At 63.2% G+C, this 12314-nt stretch carries 12 protein-coding genes; 8 read left to right on the top strand and 4 right to left on the bottom strand.

Annotated elements, in window-relative coordinates:
- Positions 1-6: 6 nt before the first annotated feature.
- Positions 7-1020, bottom strand: a complete 1014-nt coding sequence (locus tag LOY69_RS03755) for an AraC family transcriptional regulator (protein WP_265074150.1) — start codon at positions 1018-1020, stop codon at positions 7-9.
- A 348-nt stretch (positions 1021-1368) separates the two neighbouring features.
- Between LOY69_RS03755 and antA the strand changes: the two genes are divergently transcribed.
- The 5 genes from antA to LOY69_RS03730 all read left to right on the top strand — a co-directional run bounded on the left by antA (position 1369) and on the right by LOY69_RS03730 (position 7163).
- Positions 1369-2757, top strand: a complete 1389-nt coding sequence (gene antA / locus LOY69_RS03750) for an anthranilate 1,2-dioxygenase large subunit (protein WP_110595949.1) — start codon at positions 1369-1371, stop codon at positions 2755-2757.
- 2 nt (positions 2758-2759) lie between these two features.
- Positions 2760-3251: an anthranilate 1,2-dioxygenase small subunit gene (gene antB, locus LOY69_RS03745; RefSeq protein WP_047301590.1), complete on the top strand. Its 492-nt coding sequence runs from the start codon at positions 2760-2762 to the stop codon at positions 3249-3251.
- Between the two features lie 18 nt (positions 3252-3269).
- Positions 3270-4292 carry an anthranilate 1,2-dioxygenase electron transfer component AntC gene (gene antC, locus LOY69_RS03740; protein ID WP_170004356.1) on the top strand — a complete coding sequence of 341 codons (1023 nt, stop codon included), beginning with the start codon at positions 3270-3272 and terminating at the stop codon, positions 4290-4292.
- A gap of 79 nt (positions 4293-4371) precedes the next feature.
- The gene (locus LOY69_RS03735) at positions 4372-5772 is read left to right on the top strand and encodes an amino acid permease (RefSeq protein ID WP_265074149.1); all 1401 of its coding nucleotides are present in this window, start codon (positions 4372-4374) and stop codon (positions 5770-5772) included.
- A 182-nt stretch (positions 5773-5954) separates the two neighbouring features.
- Complete coding sequence (locus LOY69_RS03730) at positions 5955-7163, top strand: benzoate/H(+) symporter BenE family transporter (protein ID WP_265074148.1); 1209 nt, start codon at positions 5955-5957, stop codon at positions 7161-7163.
- Between the two features lie 14 nt (positions 7164-7177).
- Here the strand turns inward: LOY69_RS03730 and LOY69_RS03725 are convergent, their stop codons facing one another.
- From LOY69_RS03725 to kynB, 3 genes are all read right to left on the bottom strand, one after another.
- On the bottom strand, positions 7178-8677 hold the full coding sequence (locus LOY69_RS03725; RefSeq protein ID WP_265074147.1) for a PLP-dependent aminotransferase family protein: 1500 nt from the start codon (positions 8675-8677) through the stop codon (positions 7178-7180).
- 266 nt (positions 8678-8943) lie between these two features.
- The gene (gene kynA / locus LOY69_RS03720; RefSeq protein WP_102861023.1) at positions 8944-9795 is read right to left on the bottom strand and encodes a tryptophan 2,3-dioxygenase; all 852 of its coding nucleotides are present in this window, start codon (positions 9793-9795) and stop codon (positions 8944-8946) included.
- Positions 9796-9900: 105 nt separating this feature from the next.
- On the bottom strand, positions 9901-10542 hold the full coding sequence (kynB, locus tag LOY69_RS03715; protein ID WP_265074146.1) for an arylformamidase: 642 nt from the start codon (positions 10540-10542) through the stop codon (positions 9901-9903).
- 276 nt (positions 10543-10818) lie between these two features.
- Between kynB and LOY69_RS03710 the strand changes: the two genes are divergently transcribed.
- From LOY69_RS03710 to LOY69_RS03700, 3 genes are all read left to right on the top strand, one after another.
- Positions 10819-11163, top strand: coding sequence for a cupin domain-containing protein (locus LOY69_RS03710; RefSeq protein ID WP_102861021.1), 345 nt, complete (start codon positions 10819-10821; stop codon positions 11161-11163).
- A gap of 123 nt (positions 11164-11286) precedes the next feature.
- On the top strand, positions 11287-11772 hold the full coding sequence (locus LOY69_RS03705; RefSeq protein ID WP_102861020.1) for an antitoxin Xre/MbcA/ParS toxin-binding domain-containing protein: 486 nt from the start codon (positions 11287-11289) through the stop codon (positions 11770-11772).
- Positions 11769-12299: an RES family NAD+ phosphorylase gene (locus LOY69_RS03700; RefSeq protein WP_265074145.1), complete on the top strand. Its 531-nt coding sequence runs from the start codon at positions 11769-11771 to the stop codon at positions 12297-12299. Before LOY69_RS03705 ends, LOY69_RS03700 begins: the two co-directional genes overlap by 4 nt.
- The last annotated feature ends 15 nt before the right edge of the window (positions 12300-12314 follow it).

Raw genomic sequence — 12314 nt, 5'->3', positions numbered from 1 at the left:
TCCGTCCTAGAACCCCACCGGGCGCCGTGCCTGGTGGCGCTGAGCCGTGGCGCTCGGCGCCTCGTCGAACAGCTTGCGGTACTCCGCGGAAAACCGCCCCAGGTGGGTAAAGCCCCAGGCCAGGGCAATCTCGGAAATATTGCGCGCAGCGCCGTGTTCGAGAATGTCCTGACGCACGCCATTGAGTCGATGTCGCTTGAGGTAGGCCATGGGCGACAGGGCAAAGTACTTGCGAAAGGCCTCGAACAGCTTGAAGCGCGAAACGCCGGCGGCGGCTTCCAGGTCCTCCAGGTGTACCGCCTCTCGGGCATGCTCGTGCAGGTACTGGCGGGCCCGCACCAGGTAATGCGGCAGCTTGATCCCGAGCATCGCCTGCAGCTCCGCGGAGTAGTTGTTGGGTTGGGCCAGGATCAGCCCCTTGATCAGGGAGCTCTCGATTTCCCGGGTGAAGGCCAGTTGCTCGTAAAGTTCGTTGCCCTGGGCCAGTTCGCCAATGAAGTGATGCGCCATGCGCCACCAGGCCGCGGCGGCGCCCTGCCGTGCGTCCATGGCAGGCTCGAAGCGCAGCGGCTGCTCGACCGGGCGTTGCAGCAATGCCTCCAGGGCTTCGCTCATGGCCGGCCGGGAAATCACCACCTGCAACTTGCGGCAGTCGCCGGAGATGGCCAGCACCTGGCTTTCGTTGGGGGCAATGATCACCCCCTGGTCAGGGTCCGAACGCAGCAGGCGACCGTCCTTGCTCAGCTCCTGCTCGCCGCACAGGGGCAGGCTCAGGCTGTAGCTGCTGAAGCGCTCGGTGTCCTCGATATCGACGACCACGTCGGTGCCGTATTCGATGATGCCCAGGGTCGTGGCGCGTGACCTGAGGACGTTGGCACTGTGGTGGAAACGAATGCGTTCGGGGTTAGCGGTTTCCAGGCGATGCGGCCCACAGATACCCGCCATCCAGCTCCTGGCCCCTTCAAGGTCATAGCGATCGATACGAATCTCGCGAAACAGCCCATCAGCCTTGCTATTCATCACGGCGCACCCACGGCAATTATTATTCAGCGCGCTCTGACGGCGCGTCTTGTGTGACAGGGCAAGTTTTGCGCCAGCCGGCAACGCTGCCAACCCAGTGGATAGCAATCGCCCACTAAGTGGATAACCCGCCCCCATCGTCCTCTCTGGCCGGGCTCACAGTAGCCCATCGGCGCCCCGTGGTGCAGCTGTCGATCGCCGATCCGCTCAAAGGTGGGTCGCAGCTGGGTCACAACTACCCAGGCAATTTTATGGATGGCCTTGGCCGACTAAGCGGATAGCCACCGGCGCCCCGCACTCTCTCTAATGACTGCACCCGATTGACCTGAATAAAAAAGGTACCGACTCATGAGTGGTGCAAGAAGCGTCGAGCAGTGGCAAGACTTCATCCACGGCTGCCTGGACTTCCGCCCCGCGGACGGAGTGTTCCGTATCGCCCGGGAGATGTTCACCGAGCCCGAGCTGTTCGATCTGGAGATGGAACTGATCTTCGAGAAAAACTGGATCTACGCCTGTCACGAAAGCGAACTGCCCAACAACCACGACTTCATCACCATGCGCGCCGGGCGCCAGCCGATGATCATCACCCGCGATGGCGAGGGCCGACTCAATGCCCTGATCAACGCCTGCCAACACCGCGGCACCACCCTGACTCGGGTTGGCAAGGGCAACCAGTCGACCTTCACCTGCCCGTTCCACGCCTGGTGCTACAAGAGCGACGGGCGCCTGGTGAAGGTCAAGGCGCCGGGGGAATACGACGAAGGCTTCGACAAGGCCACCCGCGGCCTGAAGAAGGCCCGCATCGACAGCTACAAGGGCTTTGTCTTCATCAGCCTGGACGTGGCCGCCGACAACAGCCTGGAAGACTTCCTGGGCGACGCGCGGATCTTCTTCGACATGATGGTCGCCCAGTCCCCCAACGGTGAGCTGGAAGTACTGCCGGGCAAGTCCGCCTACACCTACGACGGTAACTGGAAGCTGCAGAACGAGAACGGCCTGGACGGTTATCACGTCAGCACCGTGCACTACAACTACGTGGCCACGGTGCAGCATCGCCAGCAGGTCAACGCTGACAACGGCACCGGCAGCAGCGCCACCCTGGACTACAGCAAGCTCGGCGCCGGCGACGCCAGCACCGACGACGGCTGGTTCGCCTTCAACAACGGCCACAGCGTGCTGTTCAGCGAAATGCCCAACCCGGCGGTGCGTTCCGGCTACGCCAGCATCATGCCGCGCCTGGTGGAGGAGCACGGCCAGGCCAAGGCCGAGTGGATGATGCACCGCCTGCGCAACCTGAACATCTACCCCAGCCTGTTCTTCCTCGACCAGATCAGCTCCCAGCTGCGGATCATCCGCCCCATCGCCTGGAACAAGACCGAGATCATCAGCCAGTGCATCGGGGTCAAGGGCGAGAGCGACGCCGACCGGGAAAACCGCATCCGCCAGTTCGAAGATTTCTTCAACGTCTCGGGCATGGGCACGCCGGACGACCTGGTGGAGTTTCGCGAGGCACAGCGCGGCTTCCAGGGGCGCCTGGAGCGCTGGAGCGATGTCTCGCGCGGCCATCACCGCTGGGCCACCGGCCCCACCGCCAACAGCGAGAACCTGGGCATCCAGCCGGCCATGACCGGCACCGAAATCACCCATGAAGGGCTGTACGTCAACCAGCACCGCAACTGGCAGAAATTCCTCCTCGACGGCCTGCAGCGCCAGTCCCTGAAACTGCGTGAGGTATGAACATGAATGCGCAATTGCAGTACCAGATCGAGCAATTCTTCTATCGCAAGTGCGAACTGTGCGACGCCCAGGACTGGGACGCCTACCTGCAGCTGTTCGCCGTGGACAGCGAGTTCCACCTGCCGCAATGGGACTCGGAACACGTCTACACCCGGGACCCGAAACGCGAGATGTCGCTGATCTACTACGCCAACCGTTCGGGCCTGGAAGACCGGGTGTTCCGCCTGCGCACCGGCAAGGCGGCCTCGACCATTCCCATGCCGCGCACCCTGCACATGGTCAGCAACCTGCGCATCGCCGAGGGCGACAACGGGCTGCTGCAGGTGCGCCTGAACTGGCACACGCTGTTCTATCGCCTGGCCACCTCCGAGGACTTCTACGGTCACGCCACCTACGACCTCAAGCCCCATGGCGACAGCTGGCTGATCCAGCGCAAGCACGTGCTGCTGCTCAACGACACGATCAACTCGGTGCTCGACTTCTACCACCTCTGACTCGACGGACATCTCTTCATGACGCACAAGGTCGCGTTCAGCTTTGCCGACGGCAAGACCCTGTTCTTCCCGGTCAAGGCCAATGAAATACTGCTCGACGCTGCCCTGCGCAACGGCATCAAGATCCCCCTGGACTGCCGCGAAGGCGTCTGCGGCACCTGCCAGGGCCGTTGCGAGTCGGGCCAGTACAGCCAGGACTATGTGGACGAGGAAGCCCTATCGCCCCAGGACCTGGAGCAACGCAAGATGCTCACCTGCCAGACCCGGGTGCAGTCCGATGCGGCGTTCTACTTCGACTTCGATTCCAGCCTGTGCCACAACGCCGATCCGGTGCGACGCACCGGCTCGGTGATCGACGTGCGCCAAGTCTCGGACAGCACCGCCATCCTGCACCTGGACCTGGGCAGCAGCGAGGCACCGCTGGAGTTTCTCCCCGGCCAGTACGCACGCCTGCAAGTTCCCGGCACCGACAGCAGCCGGGCCTACTCCTTCGCCAACCGGCCGGGAGCGGACAACCAGTTGCAGTTCCTGATCCGCCTGCTGCCCGACGGGGTGATGAGCAACTACATCCGCGAGCGTTGCCTGGTGGGCGACAGCATCGAAATGGAGGCGCCGCTGGGGGCTTTCTATCTGCGCCAGATCAGCCGGCCGCTGCTGCTGGTGGCCGGCGGCACCGGGCTGTCGGCGCTGCTGGCGATGCTCGAACAGATCGTCGAGCAGGGCTGCCAGCAACCGGTGCACCTGTACTACGGCGTGCGCCAGAGTGCCGATCTGTGCGAACTGGAGCGTATCCAGGCGCTGGGCGAGCGCCTGCAAGGGTTTCGCTTCACCCCGGTGATCAGCGACGCCGACCCGGATTGGTCGGGCAAGCGCGGCTACATCACCGAGCACTTGGACAGCAGCGAACTGCGCGACCAAGACAGCGACCTGTACGTTTGCGGACCGCCACCGATGGTCGATTCGATTCGAACCTGGCTGCAAGAACAGCAACTTAACCGCGTTCAGCTGTATTACGAGCGGTTTACCGAGAGTAATATCTGATCCCGTCAGCATTGAGCCGCGATCGGTCCCGTTCACCACGGGATCGGTCCTGATAACAACTAGAAGAGAGCGCACATTAGTGGATCAAACCTTGCAACAAGGTGAACTCAAGCGTGGCTTGAAGAATCGCCATATTCAGTTGATCGCCCTGGGCGGGGCGATCGGCACCGGACTCTTCCTCGGCTCGGCCGGGGTGCTCAAGTCCGCCGGACCTTCGATGATCCTCGGCTATGCGATTGCCGGGTTCATTGCCTTCCTGATCATGCGCCAGTTGGGGGAAATGATCGTCGAAGAGCCGGTGGCCGGCTCCTTCAGCCACTTCGCCCACAAGTACTGGGGCGGCTACTTCGGCTTTCTCGCCGGCTGGAACTACTGGGTGCTGTATGTCCTGGTGGGCATGGCCGAGCTCACCGCGGTGGGCAAGTACGTGCAGTTCTGGTGGCCGGAAATCCCCACCTGGGTCAGTGCGGCGGTGTTCTTCGTGCTGGTCAACATGATCAACATGATGAACGTGAAGTTCTTCGGTGAAGCCGAGTTCTGGTTCGCCATCATCAAGGTGGTGGCCATCGTCGGCATGATCGTCCTCGGTTGCTACATGCTGTTCAGCGGCAGCGGCGGCAGCCAGGCGTCGGTGAGCAACCTCTGGTCCCACGGCGGTTTCTTCCCCAACGGCGGCACCGGCCTGCTGATGGCCATGGCCTTCATCATGTTCTCTTTCGGCGGCCTGGAACTGGTGGGCATCACCGCTGCCGAAGCCGCTGAGCCGCGTAAAGTGATTCCCAAGGCCATCAATCAGGTGGTGTACCGGGTGCTGATCTTCTACGTCGGCGCCCTGGCCGTGCTGCTGTCGCTGTATCCGTGGGATGAACTGCTGGTGAGCCTCAACGCCGGCGGCGACGCCTACAGCAGCAGCCCTTTCGTGAAGATCTTCTCGCTGATCGGCAGTGATGCGGCGGCGCAGATCCTCAACTTCGTGGTCCTGACCGCAGCACTGTCGGTGTACAACAGCGGTGTGTACTGCAACAGCCGCATGCTCTATGGCCTGGCCGAACAGGGCGACGCGCCCAAAGCGCTGATGAAGCTCAACAAGCAGGGCGTGCCGATTCTGGCCCTGGGCATTTCCGCGCTGATCACGCTGCTCTGCGTACTGGTCAACTACCTGGCGCCCCACGAAGCGCTGGAGCTGTTGTTCGCCCTGGTGGTGGCTGCACTGATGATCAACTGGGCGCTGATCAGCCTGACCCACCTGCGCTTTCGCAAGGCCATGGCCGAGCAAGGCGTGGTGCCGTCGTTCAGGGCGTTCTGGTCGCCACTGAGCAACTACCTGTGCCTGGCGTTCATGGTGATGATCATCGGCGTGATGTGGATGATCCCGGGCATCCGCGCCTCGGTGTATGCGATTCCGGTGTGGGTCCTGGTGATTTGGGGCTTCTACCGCCTGAGTCATGCACGCAAGGCCGGACAGCCCGCCCTGCACTAAGCTCACGATTGCAACACCCGAAAGCCCGGCCAGGATCAAGGCCGGGCTTTTTTGTCGGCGGCGTAAAAGCGGTCTGCCAATTAGGGTGAATGTGGCCTGAAACAACAGTCCGCCCTCTCTCTAGAATCGACTCCCTCCCGGCACCTGAGCCTGGGAGCCTGTTTCTGGATGGAGAGCGGCTGATGAACAGAACGGCGACAAGCCTGCGCTGGACCGATGTTTTCTCGCCCACCGTGGCGGCGCTGATTTCAGTGCTGGTGAACTACGGCGGAACCTTTGTCCTGGTGTTCCAGGCCGCCGAGCTGGCACGGCTGTCAGAGGCCCAGACCGCGTCCTGGGTCTGGGCGGTGTCGGTCGGTGTCGGCCTGACCGGGCTGTGGCTGAGCCTGCGTTACAAGGCGCCGATCATCACTGCCTGGTCCACACCCGGCGCGGCCTTCCTGGCCACGGTGATGCCCTTTACGCCCTATGCCGAGGTGATCGGTGCCTACCTGATCTCGGCCCTGGGCTTTATGCTGCTGGGTGCCACAGGGGCCTTCGACAGGCTGGTGCGGATGATCCCCAAGGGCATCGCCGCCGGCCTGCTGGCGGGCATTCTGCTGCAGTTCGGGATCAATGCCTTTGGCGGCGCCAGCGCCGACCCGCTATTGGTGACAGTGCTGTTGGTGTCCTACGCCCTGCTGCGGCGCTTCACCTCGCGCTTTGCCGTGGTGGGCATCTTGGTCATCGGCCTGGGGCTGCTTATCGCTCAGCAGCGGGTCGACTTTTCTGCAGTGCACTTGAGCCTGGCCGTGCCGGCATTCACCGCGCCGCAGTTCTCCCTGCAGGCCTTGCTCGGAGTGGCCTTGCCGCTGTTCGTCATCACCCTCACCGGCCAGTACATGCCCGGCATGCTGGTGTTGCGCAATGACGGCTACAGCACCAGCGCCAATCCAGTGCTCACGGTCACCGGCCTGGGTTCGCTGCTGATGGCACCGTTCGGCGCCCATGCCTTCAACGTGGCGGCCATTACCGCGGCGATCTGTACCGGCAAGGACGCCCATCCTGACCCGAAAAAACGCTACATCGCCGGTATCGCCTGCGGGCTGTTCTACATCCTGGTGGGCACCTTCGGCGTGACCCTGGCCAGCCTGTTCATGGTGCTACCCAAGACCTTTATCAGCGCCCTGGCGGGCCTGGCGCTATTGGGGGCCATCGGCGGCAGCCTGGCCAATGCCATGGCCGACGCGGCCACCCGGGAAACCGCACTGATCACCTTCCTCGCCACCGCGGCCAACGTCACCCTGCTCGGGGTCGGCGGTGCCTTTTGGGGGCTGGTGGCCGGCTTGACCGCGCACCTGCTGATCCATGGCCGGGCCACTCTGTTGACCGCCCGTACCGTCAAACCCTGAAGGCCAGCGCCTGGCTAGGCCTTTTTCAGGGCCTGGGCCAGGCGTGCCATGGTCGTTTCGATTTCATGGGCGCTCAGCGAGGCGTAGCCCAGCAACCAGCCTGGCTGCTTGTGCTCCCCGGAATACAGCCGGCTGAGCCCCGGCAACTGGATGCCGGCCCTGGCGGCTCGTTGCTGGGTCAACGCTTCGCTCCAGCCGGGCTCCAGCAGGCAAGGAATCTGCAACCCGCCCGGTGGCGGCAAGGCCACGGCAATGCCCTGCAAATGCCGCCCGATGGCATCGAGCATGGCTTGCCGACGCTCGGCGTACAGCTTGCGCATGGCCCGCACATGGGCGTTGTAGTGCCCCTCCTCCATGAACCGCGCCAAGGTCAGCTGGAGGATCTGCGGCGTGTGCCCGTCCATGATGCTGCGGGCCGCGCTGAAGGCGCTCACCAGCTCGCTGGGCAGGGCCATGTAGCCCATGCGCAGGCCCGGGTAGAGGGTCTTGCTGAAGGTGCCGATGTAAAGGGTGCGCTGATACGGGTCCAGGCCCTGGACACAGGCGGTGGGCAAACCGTCGTAGTGGAACTCGCTGTCGTAGTCGTCCTCGATGATCCATTTCTCCTGCTCGGCGGCCCAGCGGGTCAGTTCCAGGCGGCGCTCCAGGGACAGGGTGACGCCCGTGGGGTACTGATGGGACGGCGTCACATAGACACAGCGGGCGCCACTGCGGTCGGCCCGCAGCAGGTCGGTGCGAATGCCCTGGCTGTCGACATCGATGGGCACGATGCGCGCCTCGGCGGCCTCGAATGCCTTGCGTGCGCCGAAGTAGCCCGGGTTCTCCAACAGGATCGGCTTGCCGGCGTCCACCAGCAGTTGCGCGCACAGAAACAGCGCCTGGCGGGTACTGCTCAGCACCAGGATCTGCTCGGGCTGCACCTTGGCTCCGCGCTCCAGGTTCAGGTAGGCGGCAATGGCCTTGCGCAGGGGCAGCGCGCCCTGGGGATCTCCATGCAGCAGTACATTGGTGCGGTAATCCTTCAGCGCTTGGCGTTGCAGGCGTTCCCAGGCATCCAGCGGGAAACTGCGGGTTTCCGGCAGCCCGGTAGCAAAGGCGGTGACGGCCTGCTGATCGCTGACGCCGCCCCTTTGCAACAGCAGCGCGCCGCGTCGGCTCAGGCCCGCGCCGGGCTCTCGGCTGTGCCCCGGCTGCCCCTGCAACTGCTGGCGGCGGCGGACCGAGCCGCGCAACTGGGCACCGATGGCTTCACAGACATAACTCCCCGAACCTTCGCGGCGCTGGATAAAACCGTCGCGCTGCAACTGCACATAGGCGTTTTCCACGGTGTCCCGGGAGACCGCCAGCGACTTGGCCAGGGCCCGACTGGCCGGCAACTTCACCCCAGGCCCCAGGGCGCCATCGAGGATCAGCCCGCGCAACGCACGCTGAATGCGCTGGTGCAGGTCCAGAGGGCGGAACTCAGGGTCGCTGAGGCGCATCTTGAGGGTTTCAAGCTCGAAGGTCCGGGACATGTGGTCCGCCTGGAAGAGTAAAAATTCTGTACTTAAGGCAGCCACTTTATCTCCAGAGCGCAACTGTCGCCAATGCCTACCGCTCTGCAACGACCTCTGTAGCCGCTGCCGCAGGCTGCGCTAAGGTCCGCAGGACCTTCCAGACCTCAAGAGCACGTCTGCTGCGCAGGCGATCGCAGCCTGCGGCTGCAGCGACATTAGGGATTCAGGCAATCAGACGCCGGCAGGCAAATGAAAACGCCCCGGCAGGCGGAGCGTTTTGCGGATCAGAGCGAGGATCGCACTCGCCACAACTCGGGGAACAGCACGGTGTCGAGCATCTTGCGCAGGTAGCCCACGCCTTCGGTGCCGCCGGTGCCAGGCTGGAAGCCGATGATGCGCTCCACGGTGGTCACGTGACGGAAGCGCCACTGGCGGAAGGAATCCTCCAGGTCGATGAACTTTTCCGCCAACTGATACAGGTCCCAATAGGCCGAAGGGTTGGCGTATACCTCGCGCCAGGCCGCCTCCACCGACGGGTCATGCTGAGTCGTGGTGGTGCTGTTCAGGGCCAGGCGCGCGGGGTCGATGCTCAAGCCGCTGCGAGCCATCAGGGCAATCGCTTCGTCATACATGGACGGCGTGGCAATCGATTCTTCCAGGGACTGCAGCAGCTCGGGACGGTGGGCGTGGGGCCGCAGCAGGGCCGCGCTCTTGTTGCCGAGGATAAATTCGATTTCCCGGTACTGGAACGACTGGAAGCCCGAGGACTGGCCCAGGTACGGGCGGATCGACTTGTACTCGGACGGCGTCATGGTGGCCAGCACGGCCCAGGCGTGCACCAGTTGGTCGAAGATCCGCGACACCCGCGCCAGCATCTTGAACGCCGGGGGCAACTGGCCCTGGCGCACCTGCTCGCGGGCGGCCTTGAGCTCATGAAGCATCAGCTTCATCCACAGCTCCGAAGTCTGGTGCTGGATGATGAAGAGCATTTCGTTGTGATCCGGCGACAGCGGATGCTGGGCGCTGAGAATACGCCCCAGGTCCAGGTAGTCGCCGTAGCTCATGGAATCGGAGAAATTCAGCTCGGCGTTATGCCATTCATCCGGTGGGTTGCTTGAAAAAGGACATTGGCTCATGGCGTGGGCTCCTCGCCTCAGGCAGCGGTTACCACCCGCAGGCTGTGCAACCCGGGGCGGGATGCACAACGGCGCGGACGGCCAGCTGTGTATTTATTGTAGGAATCAATCGGCCAGGGGGCGCAGGATCGCCCGCACCGGACTGGCATCCAGGTGGGCAAAGCGCAGTGGCAGGGCAATCAGTTCGTAGTCGCCTTCGGCAACCTCATCCAGGACTATCCCCTCAAGGATCGCCATGCCGTGGCGGGCCACGGTGCTATGAGCATCCATGGTCTTGGACTGCTGGGGATCGAGGGACGGGGTGTCGATACCGATCAGGCGCACGCCGAGGCTGGCCAGCAGTTCGATGGTGGCTGGAGCTACCGCGGTAAAGTCCGGGTCCCACGTGCTCAGCGGCGCCTGTGGATAAGTGCGTAGCAAGACTCGCGCAGGCAAGTTGTCCAAGCGTCCGAGCACGGCTTCGGGCTGCACCAGGGCGCCGCTGTCCAGGCAATGCAGGACCCGGCACGGGCCCATGTAGACATCCAGCGACACTTCGCCGATGGGCAAGCCGTCCGGCCGGTAATGCAGGGGGGCGTCGACATGGGCGCCAGTGTGGGGCGACAGGGTTACGCGCCCGACATTCACCGGGCATTCGGGCCCGAACTGCCAGACGCGCTCCTCCTGGAACGGCGTGTCCCCCGGCCAGGTCGGGGTCGCGGTACTCAAAGGCGGGCTGATATCCCACCAGCGTGGTGTATTTTCCATTCGTGCGGCTCTCGGTCACTCCGGACTGAATGATACGAGCGATACCAGTAAAGATTCTTGCGAAATAACTCGGGCATCGTCAGATATTTCGCAAATCCTGCTAAAAAACCGCCCTTTGTCGAGGGAATGTTTCAAGCGCCAGCCGCCCGTTACCCCCCAGCCGGCAGCGACTCTCGCATTGCGCTTCTGGATACCCCGAGGTCGAGAACAGACATCCCCCTGAACGTGGGGCGCTATAGGGTGCGTCTTCAGTTCTCTGCCCGCTAGGAGCACAGCATGTCGCAACCCATTACCGTTCTGCGCGATACCCACCCACTGCCCGTCCTCGACGCCTGCAAGTGGGAAAAACTCGAGGGCGATCCCCACACCGTGAACCTCAACGCCTACACCAGCGAGGACGGCAGCAAGATCATGGGCACCTGGATCTGCACCCCGGGCAAGTGGCGAGTGGCCTATGAGAAGTGGGAGTACTGCCATTTCCAGGAAGGGTACTGCGTGATCACCCCGGATGGCCGCGATCCCATCCACTTGCGTGCCGGCGATATCTTCGTGGTGGAACCCGGGATGAAAGGCACCTGGGAAGTGGTGGAAACCGTGCGCAAATACTTCGTGTTTGCCTGAGTCAGAACGCACCGGGGGGCCCCTTCGACCTGGGCTCCCCTTCCGGCATTGCCATTGAACACAACGCGCTCCGCCAAATGTCTATATAATCACTGCCAAATGGCAAAGGCAGGAGTAGCACTCATGGTTGCGCTGACAGGCACCGGCATTGCCCCCAAACGGCGGGGCAAACTGGTATTGAAAGAACAGTCTGCGGACATCCTCCTGGGTGGCCGGGCACGGTTTGACGACCGCATTTCGATCTATCGCTTGACCGAGGAAGGCATCCCTCTGACGGCGATCATCAAGTTCGTCTCCTCGGTCCCCATGCTCAAGGACGAACAGGTCCTGGCCAAGATCATCGGCCTCTCCGAACGCACCCTGCATCGGCGCCTGAAAACCCCGGACGAACCCCTGAACCCGGAGCAGAGTGCCCGCGCGGTACGCTTTGCCCAGGTGCTGGCCAAGGCCCAGGACGTCTTCGGCAGCAGTGAAGAGGCACAGGACTGGATGGCCAAGCCGGTGATGGGCCTCGACGGCCATAAACCGGTGGATCTGCTGACCAACCCCATCGGCTTCGAACTGGTGGACGAGTTCCTCACCCGCCTGGAATACGGGGTCTATCAGTGATCAGTATTCCGGGCAGCGGCGAGATTCATTTCTGGCGACTGGACGCCGCCCGGCACGCCGATAGCTGGGACAGTGGCATCGGTGCCGAGCTGTGCGGCGGCCGCTGGAACTCCAAAGGGGTCAAGGCCGTGTATGGCAGCGCCGATCCGGCCACGGCGATTCTGGAAGTGGCGGTGCACAAGGGCTTTGCCGCACTGGATAACGTGCCCCATGTCCTCACTGGCGCCCTGATCCAGGACCCATCGGCCATCTACCGCGTGGATGAGCGCAGCCTGCCCAATCCCAACTGGCTGATCCCGGGCATTCCCAGTGCCGGCCAGCAGAAATTCGCCGACCAGTTGCTGGCCGACCATCCATTCGTGCTGGTGCCCTCATCGGTGTCGCGCCACAGCTGGAACATTCTGATCAATCCATTGCTGGCCAAAGGGCTGTATCAGGTGGTGATCCAGGAACGCTTCGGCCTCGACACCCGTCTCAACCCACCGCCACACGCACTCATGCCTGCCCCACCAGTCTGCAACGGCTAGAACGGCTGCAGCTTA

Source organism: Pseudomonas sp. B21-059 (genome assembly GCF_026016285.1).
In the GTDB taxonomy this organism is placed as follows: Bacteria; Pseudomonadota; Gammaproteobacteria; order Pseudomonadales; family Pseudomonadaceae; genus Aquipseudomonas; species Aquipseudomonas danubii.
The sequence above is the reverse complement of the archived record's forward strand: the minus strand, read 5'-3'. Positions and strand labels throughout refer to the sequence as shown.